Source organism: Rhizobium sp. KNZ14-9A (genome assembly GCF_056755015.1).
Window position 1 is genome coordinate 346,622 of record NZ_JBPGXB010000002.1, and the last position, 23,886, is coordinate 370,507.

22 protein-coding genes and 1 pseudogene are annotated in these 23,886 nt (G+C 59.6%); 10 read left to right on the forward strand and 13 right to left on the reverse strand.

What is annotated here, in order from left to right; genetic code table 11:
• Positions 1–17: 17 nt before the first annotated feature.
• A complete protein-coding gene (iolG, locus tag ACR9ZQ_RS07805; RefSeq protein WP_310385488.1) occupies positions 18–1,010 on the reverse strand; it encodes an inositol 2-dehydrogenase in 993 nt (330 codons plus the stop codon).
• 199 nt (positions 1,011–1,209) lie between these two features.
• On the opposite strand from iolG, the gene ACR9ZQ_RS07810 reads away from it, so the two are divergent.
• The gene (locus tag ACR9ZQ_RS07810; RefSeq protein WP_310385486.1) at positions 1,210–1,476 is read left to right on the forward strand and encodes a hypothetical protein; all 267 of its coding nucleotides are present in this window, start codon (positions 1,210–1,212) and stop codon (positions 1,474–1,476) included.
• 143 nt (positions 1,477–1,619) lie between these two features.
• Here ACR9ZQ_RS07810 and ACR9ZQ_RS07815 read toward each other — a convergent pair whose 3' ends face one another.
• Positions 1,620–2,510, reverse strand: a complete 891-nt coding sequence (locus ACR9ZQ_RS07815; protein ID WP_481427469.1) for a Hint domain-containing protein — start codon at positions 2,508–2,510, stop codon at positions 1,620–1,622.
• A 316-nt stretch (positions 2,511–2,826) separates the two neighbouring features.
• Positions 2,827–3,281 (reverse strand): annotated as a pseudogene (locus ACR9ZQ_RS07820) (hypothetical protein).
• A gap of 236 nt (positions 3,282–3,517) precedes the next feature.
• Between ACR9ZQ_RS07820 and ACR9ZQ_RS07825 the strand changes: the two are divergent.
• Positions 3,518–4,072 carry a putative glycolipid-binding domain-containing protein gene (locus tag ACR9ZQ_RS07825; protein WP_481427470.1) on the forward strand — a complete coding sequence of 185 codons (555 nt, stop codon included), beginning with the start codon at positions 3,518–3,520 and terminating at the stop codon, positions 4,070–4,072.
• Between the two features lie 35 nt (positions 4,073–4,107).
• On the opposite strand, the gene ACR9ZQ_RS07830 is transcribed toward ACR9ZQ_RS07825, so the two are convergent.
• Positions 4,108–5,118, reverse strand: a complete 1,011-nt coding sequence (locus ACR9ZQ_RS07830; protein ID WP_310386717.1) for a LysR family transcriptional regulator — start codon at positions 5,116–5,118, stop codon at positions 4,108–4,110.
• A 270-nt stretch (positions 5,119–5,388) separates the two neighbouring features.
• Here ACR9ZQ_RS07830 and chvE point away from each other — a divergent pair, with 270 nt between their 5' ends.
• The 6 genes from chvE (at position 5,389) to araD (ending at position 13,692) form a co-directional block, all read left to right on the forward strand.
• Positions 5,389–6,453: a multiple monosaccharide ABC transporter substrate-binding protein gene (gene chvE / locus ACR9ZQ_RS07835; protein WP_310386719.1), complete on the forward strand. Its 1,065-nt coding sequence runs from the start codon at positions 5,389–5,391 to the stop codon at positions 6,451–6,453.
• 92 nt (positions 6,454–6,545) lie between these two features.
• On the forward strand, positions 6,546–8,084 hold the full coding sequence (gene mmsA / locus ACR9ZQ_RS07840) for a multiple monosaccharide ABC transporter ATP-binding protein (RefSeq protein WP_481427471.1): 1,539 nt from the start codon (positions 6,546–6,548) through the stop codon (positions 8,082–8,084).
• Positions 8,081–9,292: a multiple monosaccharide ABC transporter permease gene (mmsB, locus tag ACR9ZQ_RS07845; protein ID WP_113325148.1), complete on the forward strand. Its 1,212-nt coding sequence runs from the start codon at positions 8,081–8,083 to the stop codon at positions 9,290–9,292. Before mmsA ends, mmsB begins: the two co-directional genes overlap by 4 nt.
• Positions 9,293–9,399: 107 nt before the next feature.
• Positions 9,400–10,395, forward strand: a complete 996-nt coding sequence (gene araD1 / locus ACR9ZQ_RS07850) for an AraD1 family protein (protein WP_481427472.1) — start codon at positions 9,400–9,402, stop codon at positions 10,393–10,395.
• A gap of 61 nt (positions 10,396–10,456) precedes the next feature.
• Positions 10,457–11,890 (forward strand): aldehyde dehydrogenase family protein, encoded by a 1,434-nt coding sequence (locus ACR9ZQ_RS07855; RefSeq protein ID WP_481427473.1) that lies wholly within the window; start codon positions 10,457–10,459, stop codon positions 11,888–11,890.
• 62 nt (positions 11,891–11,952) lie between these two features.
• Positions 11,953–13,692, forward strand: a complete 1,740-nt coding sequence (araD, locus tag ACR9ZQ_RS07860) for an L-arabinonate dehydratase (protein WP_481427474.1) — start codon at positions 11,953–11,955, stop codon at positions 13,690–13,692.
• Between the two features lie 199 nt (positions 13,693–13,891).
• Here the strand turns inward: araD and ACR9ZQ_RS07865 are convergent, their stop codons facing one another.
• The 6 genes from ACR9ZQ_RS07865 to ACR9ZQ_RS07890 all read right to left on the reverse strand — a co-directional run bounded on the left by ACR9ZQ_RS07865 (position 13,892) and on the right by ACR9ZQ_RS07890 (position 19,798).
• Positions 13,892–14,485, reverse strand: a complete 594-nt coding sequence (locus ACR9ZQ_RS07865) for a nucleotidyltransferase family protein (protein WP_481427475.1) — start codon at positions 14,483–14,485, stop codon at positions 13,892–13,894.
• A gap of 139 nt (positions 14,486–14,624) precedes the next feature.
• Positions 14,625–15,266 (reverse strand): DUF2268 domain-containing putative Zn-dependent protease, encoded by a 642-nt coding sequence (locus tag ACR9ZQ_RS07870; protein WP_310386729.1) that lies wholly within the window; start codon positions 15,264–15,266, stop codon positions 14,625–14,627.
• A 97-nt stretch (positions 15,267–15,363) separates the two neighbouring features.
• Entirely contained in the window at positions 15,364–16,419 is a 1,056-nt protein-coding gene (locus ACR9ZQ_RS07875; RefSeq protein WP_481427476.1) for an HD domain-containing phosphohydrolase, read from the reverse strand.
• Between the two features lie 191 nt (positions 16,420–16,610).
• Positions 16,611–17,435 carry a transglutaminase family protein gene (locus tag ACR9ZQ_RS07880; RefSeq protein WP_113325155.1) on the reverse strand — a complete coding sequence of 275 codons (825 nt, stop codon included), beginning with the start codon at positions 17,433–17,435 and terminating at the stop codon, positions 16,611–16,613.
• Between the two features lie 12 nt (positions 17,436–17,447).
• Positions 17,448–18,389 carry an alpha-E domain-containing protein gene (locus ACR9ZQ_RS07885; protein WP_113185317.1) on the reverse strand — a complete coding sequence of 314 codons (942 nt, stop codon included), beginning with the start codon at positions 18,387–18,389 and terminating at the stop codon, positions 17,448–17,450.
• Complete coding sequence (locus ACR9ZQ_RS07890) at positions 18,389–19,798, reverse strand: circularly permuted type 2 ATP-grasp protein (protein ID WP_113185316.1); 1,410 nt, start codon at positions 19,796–19,798, stop codon at positions 18,389–18,391. Before ACR9ZQ_RS07890 ends, ACR9ZQ_RS07885 begins: the two co-directional genes overlap by 1 nt.
• On the opposite strand from ACR9ZQ_RS07890, the gene ACR9ZQ_RS07895 reads away from it, so the two are divergent.
• Positions 19,776–20,087 carry a hypothetical protein gene (locus ACR9ZQ_RS07895; protein WP_481427477.1) on the forward strand — a complete coding sequence of 104 codons (312 nt, stop codon included), beginning with the start codon at positions 19,776–19,778 and terminating at the stop codon, positions 20,085–20,087. The two genes, ACR9ZQ_RS07890 and ACR9ZQ_RS07895, sit on opposite strands and share 23 nt — an antisense overlap.
• A gap of 10 nt (positions 20,088–20,097) precedes the next feature.
• On the opposite strand, the gene ACR9ZQ_RS07900 is transcribed toward ACR9ZQ_RS07895, so the two are convergent.
• From ACR9ZQ_RS07900 to ACR9ZQ_RS07910, 3 genes are all read right to left on the reverse strand, one after another.
• Entirely contained in the window at positions 20,098–21,828 is a 1,731-nt protein-coding gene (locus tag ACR9ZQ_RS07900) for a DEAD/DEAH box helicase (protein ID WP_481429283.1), read from the reverse strand.
• A 206-nt stretch (positions 21,829–22,034) separates the two neighbouring features.
• On the reverse strand, positions 22,035–23,162 hold the full coding sequence (locus ACR9ZQ_RS07905) for a DNA alkylation repair protein (RefSeq protein WP_481427478.1): 1,128 nt from the start codon (positions 23,160–23,162) through the stop codon (positions 22,035–22,037).
• 72 nt (positions 23,163–23,234) lie between these two features.
• On the reverse strand, positions 23,235–23,552 hold the full coding sequence (locus ACR9ZQ_RS07910; protein WP_481427479.1) for a hypothetical protein: 318 nt from the start codon (positions 23,550–23,552) through the stop codon (positions 23,235–23,237).
• On the opposite strand from ACR9ZQ_RS07910, the gene ACR9ZQ_RS07915 reads away from it, so the two are divergent.
• Positions 23,551–23,766, forward strand: a complete 216-nt coding sequence (locus ACR9ZQ_RS07915) for a hypothetical protein (protein ID WP_481427480.1) — start codon at positions 23,551–23,553, stop codon at positions 23,764–23,766. The genes ACR9ZQ_RS07910 and ACR9ZQ_RS07915 overlap by 2 nt on opposite strands.
• The last annotated feature ends 120 nt before the right edge of the window (positions 23,767–23,886 follow it).

The window sequence follows — 23,886 nt, forward strand, 5'->3', positions numbered from 1 at the left end:
CCGTCGGGAGAGGGCGGTCAGCCGATCTTGATGAGCTTGCCTTCCTTGACCGACTGGACGGCTGCATCTGCGAGAGCAAGAGCAGCCAGGCCATCGGCGCCGGACGGCGAAATCTTCGAGCCCTTTTCGATCGCGGCGATGAAGCTTGCGATCTCGTTGGCATAGGCTTCGGTGTAGCGGGTCATGAAGAAGTCATGCAGCGGCGGGCGGGTATAGCCTTCGCCGTTGGCGACTTCGATCGAGACCGGACGCTGGTTTTCGGCCGAAACGAGACCCTTGGAGCCGTGAGCCTCGATGCGCTGGTCGTAGCCATAGGTGGCGCGGCGCGAATTGGAGATCACCGCCTGCTTGCCCGACGCGGTCTGCAGGATGACGGAGACGCTGTCGTAATCGCCGGCTGCGCCGATAGCCTTGTCGACGAGCACGGCTGCGGTCGCGAAAACCGAGACCGGCTCTTCGCCGAGCAGGAAGCGGGCCATGTCGAAATCGTGGATCGTCATGTCGCGGAAGATGCCGCCGGAACGCTTGATGTAATCGACCGGCGGGGCGCCGGGATCGCGCGAGGTGATCGTCACCATCTCGACATCGCCGATCTTGCCTTCGTCGATGACCTTGCGGACCGCCATGAAATGCGGGTCGAAGCGGCGGTTGAAGCCGACCATCAGCTTGGCGCCGGTCTCTTCCACGACCTTGATGCAGGCTTTTACGCGCGCAACATCCAAGTCGATCGGCTTTTCGCAGAAGATCGCCTTGCCGGCGCGGGCGAAGCGCTCGATCAGGTCGGCATGCGTATCGGTCGGCGTGCAGATGACGACGGCGTCGATATCCTTGGCGGCCTCGATCGCTTCGATCGTGCGCACTTCGCAGCCATAGGCGGAAGCGATCGCTTCGGCAGCCTGCGGGAAGGCGTCGGCGACAGCCACGAGCTTTGCATTGGCATCGCCGCTGACGGCCTTTGCATGAACCTTGCCGATGCGGCCGGCGCCGAGAAGACCAAATCTCACTGTCATTACTGCCTCCCTATATTCGGAACAAATAAACCGAATTGATATAAGTTTGGAATTTTCATTCCATTTTCCTGTCGCCGCGTCAAGTCCGCGGGCCTTTCACATTTGTGAAATCCATCCTAAAGACAAGTGACGTCATCACAACAGTGAGACGTGCGTCATCACAAGAGTGAGACGGAGTTATTACGACAATGGGACAGAGATGCAGCTGATCGATCCTAACCATCCGACCTATCGACACCTTTGGGTTCGTGTCCTCATCGTCGTGGTCTGTTTCGGATGGGGGATCTTCGAATTCATCGGCGGCGACCCCTTCTGGGGCGTGCTTGCGGGCGGCGCCGGCGCCTATTCCTTCTATATGCTGATCTGGACCTTCGATCCGAAGCCGCCGGAAACGGCAGCAGTTGTCACACCCGATGATGAGGACGGGGACAAGCCGGCAATAGAAGAAGAGAAGAAGGCCGAATAGTTAAAGCGTGCCGCGATCTTTCGGATGCGCGTCACGCTTCAGGTCCTTGTTTTCACGCATATCGTGCTTGCAAATCCGCTGCACAGTTTTGCGTAACACGAGTTCTCCGGCCGTCCCATTCGGCGCGGAAGGCCCGCAGCTGATCAGAGCGACAGCTCTTTGGCTTGCGCGTCGATCTTTTTGCAGGCATCCCCGAACGGATCGCGCATCGGCACGAGTGGCGAAGCGCCAAGGAGGAGAAGCGCTTTCAAGTGTTTCCAGCCGCCTTCCTCGCCCAGCACCGGTGCATAGGATGTCATCGCGGCACGTTCCTCACCGTAGAGGCGCTTGTATTCCGCAAAATTGGAGAAGTCCTCGTGATTGCTCCCCAGGAGATGGAAGGTCTCGGCCGCGGCACCTTCGGCAAGGATGACTTCATGCGTATCGAGCAGAACGGCATAGTATTCGACCGGCACGTCGTCGGCCGGAGTGACCGGCGCAATGGTCGTGCCGTTCACGAGGTCCTTCACGCGGATCAGAACGCCGTTCAGATACAGCGCATGGCCCGGCGATAGGTAGAGATCGGAATGTGGCGTACGGCTATCCAGCGCATGGCGGGAAATCCGGATCGGCATGACGCTTTCATGCCAGCGCGCGCCGCTCTTCCTGAAGACCTGGCGGCCGACCCATTTGATGGGACGGGCGCTCCCGTCCGGAAGGGCAACGCGATCGCCGACGCGCAGGTCCTCGACGGGCTTTTCACCGCAATCCGTGAGGATCGCCGTCCCACGCAGGAAACACTGCGGGCCACTGCCGCCGCCACCGCTTCCGCCAGAGCCTCCGTGCCCACCGGAGCCGCCGTGTCCGCCAGAGCCTCCATGTCCACCGGAGCCGCCCCGCCCCCACCGGCGCCCCAACGCATTCGCGGGAGAGGTGGAAATTGCCGTCGCCAATGCCGCAACGCCGGCAAGCCGGGCACCGGCCGCAGCGGCAACACCTAGAAAATGTCTGCGCGCGGTATTGCGTGGCAGCTTAGGATCTTGCGTGGATGACATGCTGGTGTCCTTCGATAACATTAACACCGGCCTATGTTACAAAAGGTTGTATCGCATTCAATTTCGCTAAATAGCGTTGAGGCCTACCGAAAAGGGAGTAGGCACGGTATGTTGGCCTGCCGAAATATGCTGTCGCCTGTACCAAAAAGCTGAGGAATTATCTGCTACTAAAACGCGAAATATTCAATCGGGCTGCTATCAGTACCGGTTGAGTTGTCAGAAAAAAGCAGTGTAGACAAGCCGCAAAGCGAGCCGGAAACGCCAGCCGTCCAAAGCCTGGAACGCGTCAGATCGTTCGACGGCGGACAGGGAAGCTTCAGCTGTGCGGCAGGCGGCGCATCGCCTCGTCGATCAGCAGGTTGGCGATCATCATGCGTCTGTTGGCATTGGCGCGGAAAGGCTCAGCGACACCATCAGGATGATTGGCCTTGGCGAAAGCGCGCCGTTTCTCGTTCAGCGTCTGTTGCGTATCGGCAGATGAAATCGACAGATCCGCGGCAATCTCTTCCGGCGCGATGCGGGCGAGGTGATCGGGCATGATCGGTTCGGGCGCCAGCGGGGAGACTCCGCAATCGCGGGCTCGGGGCCGAGATTGTCGAAATAGGCTTGCCCGACCCGCTGCGAGGCAGCCGAAACACCCTCCATCACATCGAAGGCGAGGCCTGTCGGAAAGCCGGGAACGCGATGGGCGGCCGGCTCTTCCGCTTCTCCGGCCTCTTCCTCTTTCAACCGTTCGAGAACGGATTGGAATATCGATTGTCCGAACAGCATGCGCCTTCCTTTGCGAGCGGCGCATTAGACGGCGCCAAGTTGGCGCCGGGCTGGATTTCGATACACGATCCTGAGCCTGTCCCGGTCAGATTGAAGCATTCTGGTGGCCAGAGTAAATCTTGGCGTGGTGCCAGCCTGGTGGAATCCCATGCCTGGCGAACTGTCCGTTATGTATTGTGTCCAGAGCCGGTCGCCGCGACAGGGGCAGCATTGTGGACAAGGAAATGGGGGCGCGCATGATAGCGTGGAAGCGGACAGTAGAATGGACCGATTGGAACGGAGACGGACTTGAGCGTCTTTCCATCCTCCACAATGATGAGGGTGTGCTTGCGGAAGGTGTGGTGACCGGACAGTTCGAAGCCGGCAAATATGATCTGACCTACCGGTTGGTGATCGACCCGCATTGGCGGGTGCGCGAAGTCGGGGTTCAGATCGCCAAGGGTCCAAGACTGCACATTCTGTCTGACGGCCGCGGTCGTTGGGTCAACGGGAATGGCTCGGAGATTTCCGATTTGGCCGGGTGCATCGATGTCGATATTGCAGCAACACCCTTCACCAACACCCTGCCAATTCGGCGGCTTGAACAAAGAATAGGTGTCTCCGAGGACATCAACGCTGCCTATGTTTCCTTGCCGGACCTGATCGTCGAACCCGTCAAACAGCGCTATACCAAACTTGCCGAGCACCGCTTTCTCTATGAGGGCATATCAACCGGATTTTCCGCCGAACTCGAGGTCGACGGCGACGGCATCGTGCTGGACTACCCAGGCGTTTTCAGAAGATTGTCGTAGCATGTGCGTCGTTCAGTCCGGGTATCTTGAAGGCCCTAGTTCTCGGCCTGCCGGATGCTCTCTTCCAGAATGAGATCGTAGAGCAGCCGGGCGCTCGGCGGCAGGGCGCGCTCGCGGACGGTGATCAGGCTGTAAGGCTTGACGTTGATCTCGAAGTCGATCGGTAGGATGCGCACGTCGGAGGCGTTCGAGCTCTGCGAGGCGAGAAACTGGGCGACATCGACGGCGACGGGGGCAATGGCATCCGTCTCGCAGATGATCGCGCAAGTCAGCAGCAGCGAAGAGGTGTTGACGATGTTTTCCGGAAGCCGAACGGCGCGCGACAGGAAGATATCCTCTATCGTGCGGCGTAGCAGCGTGCCCGGCGGCTGGAACACCCAATCGTAATCCTTGATCTCCGACAGGCTGCTTGGGCTCTTCTTCTTTAAGAGGGGATGGCGGCTGCGCACGATCAGGCAGGCTTTCTCGACGCCGATCTCGCGGACCTCGAAAAGGCGCGGGTTGAGGTCATCGGGGATGCGGCTGATGATGAAGTCGTGGCGGGCGGCGAGAAGTTCGCGCGCCAGCACATTGCTGGTCTCGACCTGGATATTGACCTCGATGCCTGGAAAGGTCTTGCGCACCGTGTTGATGGCGGGAACGACGAGGCTCATGGCGGGCGCAGTGACCGCACCGATGAAGACCGAGCCGCCCTTGCCGCTCTTCAATTCGCCGATCTCGCGGCTTGCCTCACGCAGCTCCAGAAGGATCTTGCGCGCACGCCTGGCGAGAGCTTCGCCGAAGGTGGTCAGCACCACGCCGCGGGCAACCCGCTCATAGAGCGGAGTCTTCACAATCGACTCCATTTCGGACAGCATTCGGGAGGCCGCCGGCTGCGATATGTTCAGCACCTCTGCGGCAGCCGAAATCTGCCCGCTATCTTCGATTGCGACAATCATACGCAGGTGATTCAGCTTAAGTCCTGCACGTAGAAGGCCGTCATCGCCAAAATTGTCGCTGTTAATGTCGACATGTTCCAAAGAAAATGGCTCGGAGATAATCGTCATGGTTGCAGCCTCCCCACTGCGCTCCATCAAAAGTAATACTTTTTAACGATATACCAAATTTGTTATGCACATTACCAGTTATTCTATTTGACAGTTATAGGAATCCATACCAGTTTGCCGCCGTGTGCTGGTTGGCACTCAACACGTGTGAGATCGTGGAGGAGACCTACTTCGTTTCTCACCATCTGAAGTAACTATCCAATACGGAACCTGCCACAGTTTCGGGGCGGGCGATTTTTCGTCCGCTAATCTTTAACAAGGGAGAGAGAAATGAAATCCATTATCTCATTGATGGCTGCGGCTGCTTTCGGCGTCGCATCGTTCGTTATGCCGGCTATGGCACAGGACAAGGGTCTGGTTGGCATCGCAATGCCGACGAAGGCTTCGGCTCGCTGGATCGACGACGGTAACAACATCGTCAAGCAGCTCCAGGCTGCCGGCTACCAGACCGACCTGCAGTATGCTGACGACGATATTCCGAACCAGCTTTCGCAGATCGAAAACATGGTCACGAAGGGCGCCAAGGTTCTCGTCGTCGCTTCGATCGACGGCACGACCCTTTCCGACGTTCTCCAGAAGGCTCATGACGCCGGCATCAAGGTCATCGCTTATGACCGCCTGATCCGCGACTCTGCCAACGTCGACTACTACGCCACGTTCGACAACTTCCAGGTTGGCGTTCTGCAGGCTGGTACGATCGTCGACAAGCTCGGCCTCAAGGACGGCAAGGGCCCGTTCAACATCGAACTCTTCGGCGGTTCGCCGGACGACAACAACGCCTTCTTCTTCTATGACGGCGCAATGTCTGTCCTGCAGCCCTACATCGACTCCGGCAAGCTCGTCGTGAAGTCCGGCCAGACCGGCATGGACAAGGTCGGCACGCTGCGTTGGGATCCGGCAACGGCCCAGGCCCGCATGGACAACCTGCTCTCGGCTAACTACACCGACGCCAAGGTTGACGCTGTCCTGTCTCCGTACGACGGTCTGTCGATCGGTATCCTCTCGTCGCTGAAGGGCGTCGGCTACGGTTCGGCTGGGCAGCCGCTGCCTGTCGTCACCGGCCAGGACTCGGAAATCCCGTCGATCAAGTCGATCATCGCTGGCGAACAGTATTCGTCGATCTTCAAGGATACCCGCGATCTGGCGAAGGTCACCGTTTCGATGGTTGATGCCGTCATGTCCGGCAAGGAGCCTGAAGTCAACGACACGAAGACCTACGACAACGGTGTCAAGGTCGTTCCGTCCTACCTGCTGAAGCCGGTCGCCGTGACCAAGGAGAACTACAAGGCAGTTCTCGTTGATGGCGGTTACTACAAGGAAGACCAGCTGAAGTAACATGAATGGCCGGAACCCGCACGATTGCGGGTTCCGGTCTTCAATTCTATGATCGCCGGGTCATTTCTGATCGCGGCGTTGGGTTTTTAGTCATGGAAAATACAATCCTCGAAATGCGGAACATCACCAAGACGTTCCCGGGCGTCAAGGCGCTCGAGAATGTGAACCTCAAGGTTCGTCAGGGTGAGATCCACGCATTGGTGGGCGAAAACGGGGCCGGCAAGTCGACCCTGATGAAGGTGCTCTCCGGCGTCTATCCGGCAGGAAGCTATGATGGCGACATCGTCTATGAAGGCGATGTGCGCAACTTCAGGGTCCTGAAGGATTCCGAAGAAATCGGTATCGTCATCATCCACCAGGAACTGGCGCTGGTACCCCAGCTTTCAATCGGCGAAAACATCTTCCTCGGGAATGAAAACGCCAAGAACGGCGTCATCAGCTGGGGCGATACATTCAATCGCACGAAGCAATTGCTCGCCAAGGTGGGCCTGGCGGAATCTCCGAACACGCTCGTCACCGACATCGGCGTCGGCAAGCAGCAGCTCGTCGAGATCGCCAAGGCACTGTCGAAGAGCGTTAAGCTGCTCATTCTCGACGAGCCTACCGCATCGCTGAACGAAAGCGATTCCGATGCGCTGCTCACCCTGCTGATGGAATTCCGCAAGCAGGGCATTACCTCGATCATCATCTCCCACAAGCTGAACGAGATCCGCAAGGTCGCCGACCAGATCACGGTCCTGCGCGACGGCATGACCGTCAAGACGCTCGACTGTCACAAGGACGAGATCAGCGAAGACATCATCATCAAGAACATGGTGGGCCGAGACCTCGCGGACCGTTATCCGCCGCGCTCCGTACCGATCGGCGAGACGATCTTCGAAGTCAAGAACTGGAATGCCTTCCACCAGCAGCATCGCGACCGCCAGGTCCTGCACGACATCAACGTGAATGTCCGCAAGGGCGAGGTCGTCGGCATCGCGGGCCTGATGGGCGCCGGCCGCACTGAATTTGCCATGAGCGTTTTCGGCAAGTCCTATGGGCACAAGATCACCGGCGACGTCTTCGTCGACGGCAAGAAGGTCGATACGACGACGGTGCGCAAGGCGATCGACGCCGGTCTCGCCTATGTGACCGAAGACCGCAAACACCTTGGCCTCGTGCTGGGCGAAACAATCATTCACAACACGACGCTTGCCAATCTGGAAGCGGTGTCGAATGCCACCGTTATCGACAGTGTCAGGGAATTGCGCGTCGCCTCCGACTATCGGTCGAAGCTGCGCATTCGTTCCTCCAGCATCTTCCAGGAAGCGGTCAACCTGTCGGGCGGCAACCAGCAAAAGGTCGTTCTGTCGAAATGGTTGTTCTCGGATCCCGAAGTGTTGATCCTGGACGAACCGACGCGCGGCATTGATGTTGGCGCCAAATATGAAATCTATACTATCATCAACCAGCTCGCGGCTGACGGTAAAGGCGTTCTGATGATTTCATCGGAAATGCCTGAGCTTCTTGGTACGTGCGACCGCATCTACGTCATGAACGAAGGACGTATCGTTGCGGAACTGCCGAAGGGAGAAGCGAGCCAGGAAACCATCATGCGCGCCATCATGCGCTCAGGAGAGAAGAAACAATGACGCCGATCAATCAACCCATCACCGAGCAAGGGCGTGTCGTCTCCATCGGCGAATTTGTTCGAGGCAACATCCGTGAATACGGCATGTTCATCGCGCTCATCGCGATCATGGTGTTCTTCCAGATCTCGACCGGCGGCGTTCTCTTCAGGCCGCTCAACCTGACGAACATCATCCTGCAGAACTCGTTCATCGTCGTCATGGCGCTGGGCATGCTGCTGGTGATCGTTGCCGGCCATATCGATCTTTCGGTCGGCTCCGTCGTCGGTTTCATCGGCGCCATCGCCGCCGTCATGACGGTGCAGTGGCATATGAACTATGTGCTCGCGACGGTTATTTGTCTGGCCGTGGGTGCGCTGGTCGGCGGCGTTCAGGGTTATTTCGTCGCCTATCACAAGATCCCGTCCTTCATCGTTACGCTCGCCGGCATGCTGGTCTTCCGCGGCCTGACACTGACCGTGATGACGGGAGCCGGAACGGGCACCAGCATCGGTCCGTTCCCTCCGGCCTTTCAGCTGATCAGCATCGGCTTCCTGCCCAACCTTTTCGATATGGGCGGCATCAACTCGACCTCGATCATCCTGACCGTCATCGGCGCCGTGACCCTCGTCTATCTGGCATGGCGCGCGCGCAAGTCGAACGAAAAGCACGGCAACGACGTCGAGCCTCTGGGCTTCTTCATTGCGCAGAACGGCATCGTCGCTCTCGCCATCCTGGCGCTCGGCTATCAGCTGTCGATCTACAAGGGCTTCCCGAACGTGCTCGTCATCATGCTGGTGCTGATCACGGCTTACGCTTTCATCACGCGTCGCACGACGATCGGCCGCCGTATCTACGCGATGGGCGGTAACGAGAAGGCAACGAAGCTCTCCGGTATCAACACCGAGCGGCTGACCTTCCTCACTTTCGCAAATATGGGTCTGCTTGCCGGTCTGGCTGGTCTGATCGTTGCGCTGCGTCTCAACTCGGCAACGGCGAAGGGCGGCTTCGGCCTCGAGCTCGACGTGATCGCGGCCTGCTTCATCGGCGGCGCATCGGCACAGGGCGGCGTGGGCAAGGTGACCGGCGCTGTCATCGGCGCTCTGATCATGGGTATCATGAACAACGGCATGTCGATCCACGGCCTTGGCACTGACTCCCAGCAGATGGTCAAGGGTGCAGTGCTTCTCGCTGCCGTCTTCTTCGACGTCTATAATAAGAACAAGGGCTGAGTTTAGGCTCAGCCCCCGCATCGCAGTCATATGAAAATTGAATTCCGGCTCCGGATGGAGCCGGAGCGGCGAAGCTTTGTCATCGCCAAACGAAAAGGATGAAGACCGTGCTTATTTCGCAGATCAAGGGCGCAAACGGAGAGATCATCGTCGCCGTGCGCGAACCGGGTGCCGCCGCCAAGGCCGTCAAGGGTGCTGTGAGCGTCTACGCTCTGGCGATGGAAGCCGCAGATAGTGGCAAGTCGCTCGTTTCCGTTATCGAGGCTCGCGGATATGGCGAACCCGTCGATCTTGAAAAGGCCTATGCCGAGGGACGCTTCCTGCCGCCGATCACCCATCCGGATGCCGCGCATCTGCACCTGACCGGTACGGGCCTGACGCATCTGGGCTCCGCCGCGACGCGCGATTCCATGCACAAGAAGACCTCCGAGGCGGCAGAGGAAACGCTGACCGACTCCATGAAGATGTTCAAGATGGGTCTTGAAGGCGGCAAGCCGGCTGCCGGCCATAAGGGCGTGCAGCCCGAATGGTTCTACAAGGGCAATGGCTATGGCGCTGCTGCTCCGGGCGCTCCGCTCGTTTCGCCGTCCTTCGCGCTCGACGGCGGCGAAGAGCCTGAGATGGCCGGCATCTATGTCATCGCCAAGGACGGCACGCCGTTCCGTATCGGCTTTGCACTGTCGAACGAGTTTTCCGACCACGTCACCGAGCGGATCAACTATCTCTTCCTCGCCCATTCCAAGCTGCGTCCGGCAAGCTTCGGTCCTGAAATCCGCATCGGTGTGGCTCCTGAGGATATCCGTGGCACCTCGCGCATCAAGCGCGGCAACCAGATGATCTTCGAGAAGCCGTTCCTGTCGGGCGAAGCGAACATGTCGCACACTTTCGCCAATCTGGAATATCACCATTTCAAATATGGCCTCTTCCGCGTGCCGGGTGATGTGCATGTACATATGTTCGGTACGGCGACGCTTTCCTTTGCCGATGGCATCAAGGCGGAAGAGGGCGATGTCTTTGAAATCGAGGTGGCCGAATTCGGCCTGCCGCTGCGCAACCCGCTGAAGGTTGCTGCCGAAGAAGAGATCGCCGTCAAGCAGCTCTGATTTCCAAGACCGGCTGCCATGCAAGCGGCCGGTCATTTGTCTAGAGGAGGCTCCAAGGCCCATGACCGTCCATCAGAATCTCATCGCCGGTGAATGGACCGGCACCAATGCCGCCGAGAATATCAACCCGTCCGACACGAACGAGGTCGTCGGCCTCTACGCTCAAGCGAGCGCCGAGGATGCCAAGGCTGCGATCGCCGCTGCCAAGGCTGCCTTTCCGGCCTGGTCGCGCTCCGGCATCTGGGAGCGCCACGTCATTCTGAAGAAGGCTGGCGACGAGATCATGGCGCGCAAGGACGAGCTTGGTGCTCTGCTTGCCCGCGAGGAAGGCAAGACGCTTCCAGAAGCGATCGGCGAAACGATCCGCGCATCGCAGATCTTCGAATTCTTCGCAGGCGAAGCACTGCGCCTTGCCGGCGAAGTCGTTCCCTCGGTGCGTCCCAACATTGGCGTCGAGATCACTCGCGAGCCGCTCGGTGTCATCGGCATCATCACGCCCTGGAACTTCCCGATCGCCATCCCGGCCTGGAAGATCGCTCCGGCGCTTTGCTATGGCAACACTGTCGTCTTCAAGCCGGCGGATCTGGTTCCTGGCTGTTCCTGGGCGATTGCGGATATCCTGCACCGCGCGGGCCTGCCGAAGGGCGTCCTGAACCTCGTCATGGGCAAAGGCTCGGTCGTGGGGCAGGCCATGCTCGACAGTCCCGACATTGCCGGCATCACCTTTACCGGTTCGACAGGCACGGGCAGGCGCGTCGCCACCTCCTCCATCGAGCATAACCGCAAGTTCCAGCTGGAAATGGGCGGCAAGAACCCGATGGTCGTGCTCGACGACGCCGACCTGACCGTGGCCGTCGAGGCCGCTGCCAATTCCGGCTTCTTCTCCACCGGCCAGCGCTGCACGGCGTCGTCGCGGCTGATCGTCACCGAGGGCATCCACGACAAGTTCGTTGCAGCACTCACCGAAAAGCTGAAAACCGTCGTCGTCGACAATGCCATGAAGCCCGGCACCCATATCGGCCCTGTCGTCGATGCCCGCCAGCTTCAGACCGATACCGATTATATCAAGATCGGCAAGGAAGAGGGCGCCAAGCTTGCCTTCGGCGGCGAACTCATCTCGCGCGATACGCCCGGCTTCTACCTGCAGCCGACGCTCTTTACCGAAGCGACCAACCAGATGCGCATCTCGCGCGAAGAGATCTTCGGACCTGTCGTTTCCGTGATCCGCGTGAAGGATTACGAAGAGGCGCTGGCAACTGCCAACGACACGCCGTTCGGCCTGTCTGCGGGCATTGCCACGACGAGCCTCAAGCATGCGACGCATTTCAAGCGCAACTCCGAGGCCGGCATGGTGATGGTGAACCTGCCGACTGCCGGCGTCGATTTCCACGTTCCTTTCGGCGGCCGCAAGGGCTCGTCCTACGGCCCGCGCGAGCAGGGCAAGTACGCCGCCGAATTCTACACAACCGTCAAGACCGCCTACACGCTGGCTTGAGACGAAGTGCGATAACCCTGATCGTACGAGGCGATCAGGGGATATCCTGAAGGACAGAAATTATGAAGAAGAAAGCAGAATGGCCGCGCAAGCTGAGGTCGCAGGAATGGTACGGCGGCACGAGCCGCGACGTGATCTACCACCGCGGCTGGCTTAAGAACCAGGGATATCCGCACGACCTGTTCGACGGCCGCCCGGTCATCGGCATCCTCAATACCTGGTCGGACATGACGCCGTGCAACGGTCATCTGCGCGAGCTTGCCGAAAAGGTGAAGGCAGGTGTCTGGGAAGCCGGCGGCTTCCCGCTCGAGGTGCCGGTATTCTCGGCATCCGAAAATACCTTCCGCCCGACCGCGATGATGTATCGCAACCTTGCCGCACTCGCGGTCGAAGAAGCGATCCGCGGCCAGCCGATGGATGGCTGCGTACTGCTCGTCGGCTGCGACAAGACCACGCCGTCGCTGCTGATGGGTGCTGCCTCCGTCGATCTGCCGTCGATCGTCGTCACCGGCGGTCCGATGCTGAACGGCTATTTCCGCGGCGAACGCGTCGGCTCCGGCACGCATCTCTGGAAGTTCTCCGAAATGGTGAAGGCCGGCGAGATGACGCAGGCCGAATTCCTCGAGGCAGAGGCCTCGATGAGCCGTTCGTCGGGCACCTGCAACACGATGGGCACGGCTTCCACCATGGCGTCCATGGCGGAAGCGCTCGGCATGGCACTCTCCGGCAACGCCGCGATCCCTGGCGTCGATTCCCGCCGCAAGGTCATGGCGCAGCTGACCGGCCGCCGCATCGTGCAGATGGTCAAGGACGACCTGAAGCCTTCCGATATCATGACCAAGCAGGCCTTCGAAAACGCCATCCGCACCAATGCGGCCATCGGCGGTTCGACCAATGCCGTCATCCACCTGCTGGCCATGGCCGGCCGCGTCGGCGTCGACCTGACGCTCGACGATTGGGACCGCTGCGGCCGCGACGTTCCGACCATCGTCAACCTGATGCCGTCGGGCAAGTACCTCATGGAAGAGTTCTTCTATGCCGGCGGCTTGCCTGTCGTGCTGAAGCGTCTCGGCGAAGCCGGCCTGCTGCACAAGGATGCGGTGACGGTTTCGGGCGAGACTGTCTGGGACGAAGTCAAGGACGTCGTCAACTGGAACGAAGACGTCATCCTGCCGGCTGAAAAGGCGCTGACCTCTTCCGGCGGTATCGTTGTCCTGCGTGGCAACCTCGCGCCGAAGGGCGCGGTTTTGAAGCCGTCTGCCGCCTCGCCGCACCTGATGGTGCACAAGGGCAGGGCAGTCGTCTTCGAAGACATCGACGACTACAAGGCCAAGATCAACGACGACAGCCTCGACATCGACGAGACCTGCATCATGGTCATGAAGAACTGTGGTCCGAAGGGCTATCCGGGCATGGCCGAAGTCGGCAACATGGGCCTGCCGCCGAAGGTGCTCAAGAAGGGCATTACCGACATGGTGCGCATTTCCGACGCCCGCATGTCCGGCACCGCCTACGGCACCGTCGTCCTGCATACCTCGCCGGAAGCCGCTGTCGGCGGCCCGCTTGCCGTCGTCAGAAACGGCGACATGATCGAGCTCGATGTGCCGAACCGCCGCCTGCATCTCGACATTTCCGAAGAGGAACTGGCAAAGCGTCTCGCCGAGTGGCAGCCGAACCATGATCTGCCGAAGTCCGGCTATGCCTTCCTGCATCAGCAGCATGTCGAAGGTGCCGATACCGGCGCCGACCTCGACTTCCTCAAGGGATGTCGCGGAAGTGCTGTCGGCAGGGACAGCCACTAACGGACGTATCGACCGTAGATTGATGGAGGGCGGGGTGAGAACCCCGCCTTTTAGCTGAAATGTTCGTAAATTTCTGTCGCGAAACTCCGGCTTTTGCGAGTGGTTTTGCGACAGAAATTTACGGGAAAGTTCGGTGCTGGCGGCCTTGTCTTGAAAGTCAGGAACTCCGCTGGAGGCTGAATGCGCGAAATGCCAACCGTCATTTTGACCGCGCAGCGCAATCGCCGATTTTGTCATCGACAATCGTCAGCCAAGGCCATCGCTGCAGGTACTGATTGCACTTATCCAGAAATAAGCCACGCTGAGGATTGAGAGGGTTCAGGCGCAGGATGCCGTTCCACATGTCATCCAAGCCATCGGGTGCATAAAGACTGCCGTCGCTGAGGCGAATACCGATCCTTGTGCAAAGGGTGAGGTAACGGTCGATGCCATCCTCCGCCTTTTGCAACGTCGGATAGTCCGCTCCAAACTTGTCCTTGTACCAGAGATGGACCCGGGCTTGGTTCTTGATCTCCACCTTTACAGGTAGATCGGCGACGGCCTGCTGCACCCGGCGAATGACGGCATCTTCGGCGTCCCATGACAGGTCGGAGTCGTCGAAGTAGAAGACGTCATAGTCCTTTATCCCGTGCTGAGGATCATAACCCGACTTTAGATTCCAAACCGTCTGCACGAGGCAGCCGGCGGTCAGAATGCCTTGAGGAATCCGGAGGAGGCCCAGCCGGCTTAGCAATTCGGCGTTTATCGGGTTCCGGCGGACCAACTCGATAAATTGCTGCTCGCTAAGCGACATAGCCTCTCCTATTGTCCAATAGCTTCCCCAAATCGGTTATCCCGAACCCCAACTGTGCGGGGTGATTGCTGGGCATTGGTGCGAAACCTTTAAAGCCCGCTGCCTTCGCAAATTCAGGCGCCTCGTCACGGAGCGAACTCTAGATTTGATCCAGAGAAAATCTGAATTCGGACGCTGCTTCGTAAACCAGGGCAGATGGTCTTTGGCCCGTCCGCATCAAGTGGTCGGCGACGAGCTGGAAACCCATTGAATATCCGAGCTGCCCCGGCAGATCGGACGTCCCGAAGAACCACGCCTCGTGGTCATAGCTGCGATTGCCCCACTCCTGCGCGGCACGGGTCACATATCTGCGGATTTCATCGCTGGATAGTTTTTCCCAGGGTTCAGGGGGACCACCGTAAATTTCCTGCGCAAAATGTCCCGCTAGGCCTTCAGAAACCAATGCTTCCCCCAATGAATTTCCGTATCCGGGTCCATTCCATCGGGCAGCGTGATGCAGTTCATGCACAAACATCCGCTCCAACGACGCATCGGCATTTGCAGCAAGAGCTGGATTGGCAGGATCGACCGTCAGATAGATCAAGCCCGGTTCTGGTGCATATCCAAGATGCCCCTTCTCGGACAACACGTGGGTTCCAGCTTTCACCACGACATCGACAGGTGCTGCTCGCAGTAGAGCGCTCCCTTTATCGAATGCATCGGACAGCCGCTCATTCAGCCAATCACGCAGCTCGGAAAGTGCACCGCGTGCGTCAAGAAAATGAAGGTTCATGCGAGACATGACTGTACCATAAGCTCATGCAGGGGATTTCGGCAAATGGCCGCCGGCACCGGATCGCCGGTCTGTGGAAGAAGGCGTCATGGAACCCGATCGGGTGTCAACCGCTGGAGCGCAGGCGTTCTTCCACCTCAAGCTGTTCGAAGAGCATGCGGATCGCCGGCCATTTGCGGTGGAAGGCGGCGACGCAAGCCGGATCGAAATGGGTGCCGCTGCAGGCGATGATTTCCCGGTAGGCCTTGTCGATCGGCCATGCCTGCTTGTAGGGCCGCTCGGAGCAGAGCGCATCGAAGACATCGGCAACGGCGACGATGCGGGCCTCGATCGGTATCTGTTCGCCGGCAAGGCCCTGCGGGTAGCCCGTGCCGTCCCATTTTTCGTGGTGGCCGCCGATGATGGCGGTGGCGACGCGCGAAAGCTCGGCGGAACTGTTGCGCAGGATCGAAACGCCGATCGGTACATGCTCGCGCATCTTTTCGATCTCGTGCGGCTCCAGTTTGCCGGGCTTCTGCAGGATGGCGTCGGGAATGCCGATCTTGCCGATATCGTGCAGGGGCGCGGCGAGATAGATGTTGCGGCGCTGGATGCGGTCCATGCCGAGGCCTTCGGCAATCAGTTCGGCGATGTTGGCGACACGTTCGATGTGATCGCCGGTATTGCCGTCACGCGAGGCCATGGCCTGCGCCAGACACCAGACGATCTCCTGCTCGCGGATATCGGCTCGTTCGGTGGCACGGCGGAAAGCCTGATCGAGCGAGCGGGCACGGTCGACGAGGGCAAGCTGGGCGCTGCGCAGGGCGAGAAGATTGAGGATGCGAGCCTCGAGTTCCAGCGGATCGAAGGGTTTTGCCAGGAAGTCCGTGGCGCCGGCCTCCAGCGCTTCCAGACGCACGGAGCGTTCCGTCTGGGAGGTTACCATCACGATGGGTACGGTTTCATAGCCGCGCTGGCTGCGCAGGCGGTGAATCACGGTGATACCGTTGAGCTCGGGCATCATGTAATCGACCAGCACGAGATCGAATTCGACTGTTCTCGCGCGCTCGAGGGCTTCCAGCGGATTGGTGAAGCTTTCGATCTCGCAGCTGGCGAAGCGGCGGACGGCGGTTTCAAGGGCAAGCAGGCTGGATTTGCTGTCATCGATAATAAGAAGAGACATAAAACGACCTACTGAAATCTCAAAACAGGCCGGCGCGCTGTGCGCCGGTGCCCACAAATGCGGGCCTTATGAGCGCACAGCTTCCGCCAGCCGGTTTAAGATCGGGTTAGCTCGAAGTAGAGAATTGGTTGCAACAGCAATTATTGCGTGTTTCGGCACGCAGAGAAGCCGCCGCAAATTGGCTGCTTTTGTCAGCTCTGGCTTTGGCTCTGCATCTGGTCGCTGTCCTCGACCTTTACGGTGACCGACAGTTTTTCACCTGGAGTGCCGATGCGCATGCCCGACACGGGAGCCGCATCGCGATAGCAGAGGCCGGAGGCCATGCGGACATAGCGGTCATCCGGGCAGATCTCGTTGGCAGGATCGAAGCCGACCCAGCCGAGGCCTGGAATATGCGCCTCGCCCCAGGCATGGGTGGCAGCCTGATCGACCTTTTCTTCCATCATCAGATAGCCGGAGACGTAGCGCGCCGGAATATCCAGGGCGCGCGCCGCGGTGACGAAGATATGGGCATGGTCCTGGCAGACGCCGGTCTTCCTCTCTAGCGCCTGTTCGGCAGTGGTTTCGGTGCTGCTGGTGCCGGGCTTGTATTCCACTGCCTCGTGGATCGCCGCCATCAACGCATGCATGCGGGCAAGATCGTTCTCACCGCTCACGCCCTTGGTCAGTTCCTTTACCAGTTTGCCTGCCTTGGTGAGCGGCGTATCGCGCAGGAAGAGCCAGAGCGGGCAGAAGCCGGTATGGGGGCCGGTCACGCCGTTGCGGTCTTCGGTCTCGATCTCGCCTTCGGCGACAATGCGCGTCACCTGCTGTTCGCCTTCCAGCGAGACGAGGTTCACATGGTTGCCGAACTGGTCGTCATATTCGACTTCCGGCTTGGCGCCTTCGACATGGAGGGACCAGTTGAGCACGGTCTGGCCGATCGCGGTCGGTGGTGTCAGGCGCAGCCGCTGCAGGGAAAACTGCGCCGGTTCGTCGTAGCGGTATTCGGTGAGGTGGCTGATCTTCAGTTTCATGATCTGACCCGCTTAAGCATAGAACCGGTAGCCATCGGAGATTTCGCTGCCGAGCTTGTTGTTTTGAGCGACGAAATCCTCGAGAAACTCATGCAGACCCTGATCCATGACATCCTTTATCTTCAATGTCTGCAGCGTGGCGCGAATGGCATCCGCCGTATCATGTGCGGCCAGCCGCTCGCCGTAATCCTTGGCGATGTAACCGAGGTTGCTGACGATCTTCTCGTAGCTATAGGCGAGCGAACGCGGCATCTGACCGTTCAAGATCAGGAAGTCGGCAATGTTCATGGCGCGGTATTCGCCGTCATAGGCCCAGCTATAGGAACGGTGGGCGGAGACCGAACGCAGGATCGATTCCCACTGAACGTTGTCGACCGAAGAGCCTACCTGCGAGATCGAGGGCAGCAGCACGTAATATTTCACGTCGAGGATGCGGCTCGTATTGTCCGCACGTTCGATGAAGGTGCCGATGCGGGCGAAATTATAGAGCTCGTTGCGCAGCATCGAACCATGGAAGGCGCCGCGGATGAGGCCGGCGCGATGCTTGATGACATCGATGACCTCGGGCAGTTCTGCTGCCTTCAGTTTTTTCGACAGCAGTTCCTTGAGATCGATCCAGCATTCGTTGGTCGCTTCCCAGGTCTCCCGCGTCAGCGCGGTGCGCACCATGCGGGCGTTGTTGCGGCCGAAATCAATGCAGGACATGACGCTCGACGCGTTCTGGCGGTCGCGCAACATGTAGTCGATGACATCAGGACCGGTCAGCTTCGAATGGGTCTCGTCATAGAGTTCGCGCACGCCGGCGCTTTGCAGCACGCCGTCCCAATTGTCATCACCGGCGTCGCTGCGCGTTAGCGACATGCGCAGGCCGGCATCCACGAGACGTGCAATATTCTCGGCGCGCTCGATATACCGGAACATCCAGTAGAGCCCGTTTGCAGTTCTTCCGAGCATCAGTCCTCCAATACCCAGGTGTCTTTGGTGCCGCCGCCCTGGCTGGAATTGACCACCAGCGAGCCTTGCTTCAGCGCCACGCGGGTGAGCCCGCCCGGAATGATCTGCACCTTGTCGGAGACCAGCACGTAAGGGCGCAGGTCGACATGGCGGGGTGCGATACCCTTGTTGACGAGGATAGGAACGGTGGACAGCGAAAGTGTGGGCTGGGCAATGTAATTGCTGGGCTTTGCCTTCAGCTTCTCGGCGAAATCGACGCGTTCCTTCTTGGAAGCGGTCGGGCCGACGAGCATGCCGTAGCCGCCGGAGCCGTGCACTTCCTTGACGACCAGTTCTTCCAGGTGCTCCAGCACATATTTCAGGCTTGATGCTTCCGAACAGCGCCAGGTCGGCACGTTCTCGAGGATCGGCTTGCGGCCCGTATAGAACTCGACGATCTCGGGCATGTAGGAATAGATCGCCTTGTCGTCGGAAATACCGGTGCCGGGTGCATTGGCGATGGTGATATTGCCGGAGCGGTAGACATCCATGATGCCGGGAATGCCGAGGGCCGATTCCGGGCGGAAGGTGAGGGGATCGAGGAAGTCGTCGTCGACCCGGCGATAGAGCACATCGATCGCCTCATAGCCTCGCGTCGTGCGCATCTTCACCTTGCCGTCGATGACGCGCAGATCCGAGCCTTCGACGAGCTCGACACCCATCGTGTCGGCGAGGAAGGAATGTTCGTAATAGGCGGAGTTATAGATACCGGGCGTCAGAACGGCGACGCGCGGCTTGCCCTTGCAGCCGGGAGGTGCCAGCGAAGCCAGGCTCTGGCGCAGGAGATAGGGATAGTCCTCGACGCGCTGCACCTTGTTCTCATGGAAGAGTTCCGGGAACATCTGCATCATGGTTTCCCGGTTTTCCAGCATGTAGCTGACGCCTGAGGGCGTGCGGGCATTATCCTCGAGGACATAGAACTGGTCTTCGCCTGTTCGTACGATATCCGTGCCCACGATATGAGTGTAGACGCCGCCGGGCGGCCGGAAGCCGATCATCTCGGGCAGGAATGCAACGTTCTTTTCGATCAACTCGCGCGGGATGCGGCCTGCGCGGATGATTTCCTGCTTGTGGTAGATATCATCGAGGAAAGCGTTGAGCGCGATCACCCGCTGCTCGATACCCTGAGCGAGCTTGCGCCATTCGCGGGCAGAGATGATGCGCGGGATGATGTCGAAGGGGATGAGCTTTTCGGAACTGTCGGCGTGGCCGTAAACCGCGAAGGTGATGCCGGTTTTGCGGAAGATGTTTTCAGCGTCGCGGGACTTTGAAATCAGATGTGCCCGGTCTTGGCTGTTGTACCACTCAAAGTATTTTTCATATGGCGTACGGGGACTTTCGTCTCCGGTGATCATTTCATCAAATGCCAAAGGTGTGGCTCCCCTTTTTTCTTCATTTGAATACAACGCAAAAGGCAATGCAAGAACCATGCACAGTTCGCATGGAAAATTCATAAAATCTTCTGCAGTGCGAAAAACCGGTGAAAAACTGGGCATTTATCAAGATCTGGCGCGAGGCGGATTCCTGTCAATCCTGACATCGCGCACAAAAGATGAGCAGGTGATTATTTCCTGCCCGGGCGACGGATCAAACTCTGCCCGTGCCGGTGACCGAAGGACGGCCAAAAGAAAAGGGCCGGATCGCTCCGGCCCTCACTGATATCACTAGCTTAAGCGCGTTCGCGACGCGGGCCGCCGCCATTGCGGCCCTTGCGGCGCAGGCCGCCATTGCCTTCGCGGCGCTGTTCGCCCTGCGGCTGCTGGTCGCCGTGATTGCGCGGCGGGCGGCCATGGACGTGCTGCTTGTTACCGCGATGATGACCGGTTGCCTCAGCCGGCTGAGCCAGGCGCTGCTGCTGATTGCGGGCAGGGCGGAAATCCGAGGTCGAAACCAGATCATTGTCCGGGCCGTGATCCGGAGCCTGCTCATTGCGGCGCTGGCCACGGAAATCCTGATTGCGGTTGTTGTGCTGAGGGCGGGCGCGGCGCTCTTCGCCGGCGCGCACTTCAGTGACGTCGCCATCGTTACGCGGACGGCGGTCACCATGGCCGGCGGGCCGGCCGCTGCCATTGCGGGTTTCGCTGCGTCCGCCTTCACGACGGCCACCTTCGCGACGCTCGCCACCTTCACCACGGCCACCTTCACCACGACCACCTGGGCCGCGCTGCTGGTTCTGGCCGCGGCCGCGATTGTTGCTACGGGGAGCGGCACGCATGTCAGCCGGCGGTTCGCCGCTGGCAACGGCAATGTCGATACCCATCAGCTTTTCGATGTCGCGCAGCAGGCGGGCTTCGTCGGGTGCGCAGAAGGCAATCGCAATGCCGTCGCGGCCGGCACGGGCCGTGCGGCCGATGCGGTGGACGTAGGCTTCCGCCACTTCCGGCAGGTCGTAGTTGAAGACGTGGCTGACGGCAGGGATATCGATGCCGCGAGCGGCGACGTCGGTTGCGATCAGCGTCTTGATGGCGCCGTCGCGGAAGCCCTTCAGCGCACGTTCGCGCTGGCCCTGGCTCTTGTTGCCATGGATGGAGGCGACGGAATAGCCGACCTGCTCCAGATGCTTGGCGAGCTTTTCAGCGCCGTGCTTGGTGCGCAGGAAGACGATGGCGCGGCCATCAGGGTTTTCGGTCAGCGACTTCTTCAAGAGAACCGTCTTGTCGTTCTTGCCGGGAACGAAGTGCACATACTGCTCGACCTTGTCGGCAGCCTTGCCCGGAGGCGTCACTTGGACCGTAACCGGATCGGTCAGGTAGTCGCCGGCGAGATCGGCAATCGCCTTCGGCATGGTTGCCGAGAAGAGCATGGTCTGGCGGCGCTTCGGCACCATCTTGGCGATCTTGCGCAGGTCATGCACGAAGCCGAGATCGAGCATCTGGTCGGCTTCATCGAGCACGAGGTAGCGCACAGCCGTCAGTGTAATGGCATTGCGGTTGCAGAGATCGAGCAGGCGGCCGGGAGTGGCGACGAGGATATCGGAGCCGCGCTCGAGTTGAAGCTGCTGCTTGTTGATGGAGACACCGCCGACGACGACGTTGATGCGCAGCGGCGACTTGCGGATGAATTTTCTGAGACTGTCGGCGATCTGGTTCACCAGTTCGCGTGTCGGAGCCAGGATCAGCGTGCGGACCGAGCGGTTGTCGGGACGCTTTTCTTCCTTGAGCAGGCGCTCGATGAGCGGCAGGCCGAAGGCGGCCGTCTTGCCGGTGCCGGTCTGGGCAAGGCCGATCAGGTCACGGCCCTGAATGAGGAGCGGGATAGCCTGTTCCTGGATAGGGGTCGGCGTTTCGATGCCGAGCTGGAACAGAGTGGCGACGACCGGCTTGGAGACACCGAGCGATTCAAAATTGGTCAAGTCATAACCTTTTAGGGCGCGCCAAACGAAAACGCCGGATCGCCGAATGCGGTCCGGTGTTAATCTGGCGTCAAGAACCCCGCGTGAAATGGGAACTTGTAAGTTGGAAAAAGCTTCCAGCGCGTCTTGCCGCTCTTGGGTGCGGCATTATCAGAATGCGCTCTATCCTTCTTCAGCGTCTATCGCAGTGGCACGCTCACGCGGCGGCCGGAAGGTGAAAGCTGAGCGCCATGTGGTCTATTTCCCACTGAAAGTCAAGGGGACCGGCCGACAATGACCTCTGAGGGCATGGAAAGGACGAAATTTCCCGAGGCCGTCTCGGTGCCGTTGACGAGAATGACGATGCGATGTTCGCCGGGATAGTAGCGCCGCGTCGTGATCGGCCGCATGGCGTGGCGGCGCTGCACGATATGGTCTTCGCCCGCTTCCAGCGTGACGGTCTTCCATTTGAAGACCTTGGGAGAGAGCGAGCCGTCGGCCTTCACATGGTGGATCGCGTAGTCGATCATCAGGGATTGCGCGATATCGCCGGCATTGCGCAGGCGGATCTCGAAATCCAGCCCTTCGCCGAAAAGCACCGCCGGGTTCGCGAGCAGCAAGTTGCATTCCAGCGATGCGGCCGCGCCGAAGCCGAAATTGGCGAGCGCCCGGGCATGACCCTTTTTCAGAAGGGTGCGGGAAGCATGTTTCAGCAGCCAGCGGCGCTCGGCAGGAGCGCCTTCGATATGCTCGGCGATGAGGGACGCGACGAGATCCGGATGATCCTTGGCGATATCGTTCAGGCTGTTTGCCACTGAACGGCGAACATAGTCTTCGGGATCGTCCATCAGCGCAGTCAGAATCGGCAGGATGGGAGAAGGGTCCTTGATCAACTGCGGCAGGCGCATCGCCCAGGGCAGGCGCGGGCGGGTGCCTTCGCTCGCCAGCCGGCGGACATGGTGGTTGGCGTCATCGACCCAGCGAGCGATCGTCGCCAGCGCTCGTTGTTGATCCTGATGGATGAACTGGCGGATGCCGAACTCCGCCGTGAAATGCGGCGTCAGCGCTTTCAGAAGGTCAAGACCGATATCGAAATCTCTGATGCCGCGCGCCGCGATGAACTGGTTGACGGGCAGCAGCATCCAGCCCGTCAGCCCAATCTTGCCGGTGGTCGGCAGGCTTGCAGCGAGAATGGCTGCCGCCTCGGGGAAGTTTTCGGGCAGGGTCGCAAAGAGCGCGTCGCGGATCAGTGCTGCGCGCTCCATGAGCTCCAGCGAATCGATGCCATCAGTTGCAAGTGCGGTGAAGCGGTCGCGGTCGAAGGAGGGCGCGTTGGCGGCGATGATCTCAGCCATCGCGCGTACGAGCGCCGGGTGGAGAAGGTTCTTGAGTGGTTCCGGCATCACATTCCTCCCTCGGGTCATGCGATGCATGGCCCGATGCTGGTGGGAGGTCAAGCGGCGCCGGGAAAGCCCTCAGCGCCTGCAGACTTCAATGCGATAGGGCTGGCCCCAGCGATCGTAACGCCATTCGGGATGGCAGTAGCGCGGACCGTAATAGGCGGGATAGGCCGGATAGTAGGCATAAGGTTGTGGATAATAAGCATAGGGTCCAGGGTAAGCGGGCCGCGAGGCGATCGCCCCACCCACAACGCCGCCGACAACACCACCGGCAAGGCCGCCCCAGAAAGCATTGCCGGAATGGGCGTCTGCAGTCCCGGCCGTTGCCAGCAAAGCGCCGGCAAATGTCAGTGCAATCAGGCCCGCCGCCATTGTCTTATGAAGAACGGACATGTCGAATTCCTTTCGTGGTAGGCTCGTCATTGAAGCCATTGCCAGAATCGGCTCCGATCGCGGCGCGCTGATGGTCGCGCAAGCCGCGTCGGGATTAAATTTTCTCCATGCTTGGTCATTGCCGGGCCGGGATCCTCCCCGTGGCCCGGTGGCGGTTTTCTCGGTGAATCTTCAAATCATTTCAGTTTCGTGCAAGCCTTTATTGTCACTCTGATTCATCAGGTCCATGAGCCGGCTTGGAATTTTTGCCGGTGGAATTTTATGGTTAACAGCTTGTTAAAAGCCTTGGCGTTATAGTTGTTGTAGGGGATATTTCGTTCATTGCGGGAGTGAA

What these genes read in the sequence shown, in the direction of transcription:
- ACR9ZQ_RS07885 (WP_113185317.1), bottom strand. Translation starts at nt 18,389, where the DNA reads ATGCTCGGAAGAACTGCAAACGGGCTCTACTGGATGTTCCGGTATATC.
- ACR9ZQ_RS07915 (WP_481427480.1), top strand. Translation starts at nt 23,551, where the DNA reads ATGTCGAATTCCTTTCGTGGTAGGCTCGTCATTGAAGCCATTGCCAGA.
- chvE (WP_310386719.1), top strand. Translation starts at nt 5,389, where the DNA reads ATGAAATCCATTATCTCATTGATGGCTGCGGCTGCTTTCGGCGTCGCA.
- ACR9ZQ_RS07810 (WP_310385486.1), top strand. Translation starts at nt 1,210, where the DNA reads ATGCAGCTGATCGATCCTAACCATCCGACCTATCGACACCTTTGGGTT.
- ACR9ZQ_RS07910 (WP_481427479.1), bottom strand. Translation starts at nt 23,552, where the DNA reads ATGTCCGTTCTTCATAAGACAATGGCGGCGGGCCTGATTGCACTGACA.
- ACR9ZQ_RS07905 (WP_481427478.1), bottom strand. Translation starts at nt 23,162, where the DNA reads ATGCCGGAACCACTCAAGAACCTTCTCCACCCGGCGCTCGTACGCGCG.
- ACR9ZQ_RS07830 (WP_310386717.1), bottom strand. Translation starts at nt 5,118, where the DNA reads ATGACGATTATCTCCGAGCCATTTTCTTTGGAACATGTCGACATTAAC.
- ACR9ZQ_RS07865 (WP_481427475.1), bottom strand. Translation starts at nt 14,485, where the DNA reads ATGTCGCTTAGCGAGCAGCAATTTATCGAGTTGGTCCGCCGGAACCCG.
- araD (WP_481427474.1), top strand. Translation starts at nt 11,953, where the DNA reads ATGAAGAAGAAAGCAGAATGGCCGCGCAAGCTGAGGTCGCAGGAATGG.
- ACR9ZQ_RS07870 (WP_310386729.1), bottom strand. Translation starts at nt 15,266, where the DNA reads ATGTCTCGCATGAACCTTCATTTTCTTGACGCACGCGGTGCACTTTCC.
- ACR9ZQ_RS07825 (WP_481427470.1), top strand. Translation starts at nt 3,518, where the DNA reads ATGATAGCGTGGAAGCGGACAGTAGAATGGACCGATTGGAACGGAGAC.
- ACR9ZQ_RS07875 (WP_481427476.1), bottom strand. Translation starts at nt 16,419, where the DNA reads ATGTCTCTTCTTATTATCGATGACAGCAAATCCAGCCTGCTTGCCCTT.
- ACR9ZQ_RS07855 (WP_481427473.1), top strand. Translation starts at nt 10,457, where the DNA reads ATGACCGTCCATCAGAATCTCATCGCCGGTGAATGGACCGGCACCAAT.
- ACR9ZQ_RS07815 (WP_481427469.1), bottom strand. Translation starts at nt 2,510, where the DNA reads ATGTCATCCACGCAAGATCCTAAGCTGCCACGCAATACCGCGCGCAGA.
- ACR9ZQ_RS07880 (WP_113325155.1), bottom strand. Translation starts at nt 17,435, where the DNA reads ATGAAACTGAAGATCAGCCACCTCACCGAATACCGCTACGACGAACCG.
- mmsB (WP_113325148.1), top strand. Translation starts at nt 8,081, where the DNA reads ATGACGCCGATCAATCAACCCATCACCGAGCAAGGGCGTGTCGTCTCC.
- mmsA (WP_481427471.1), top strand. Translation starts at nt 6,546, where the DNA reads ATGGAAAATACAATCCTCGAAATGCGGAACATCACCAAGACGTTCCCG.
- iolG (WP_310385488.1), bottom strand. Translation starts at nt 1,010, where the DNA reads ATGACAGTGAGATTTGGTCTTCTCGGCGCCGGCCGCATCGGCAAGGTT.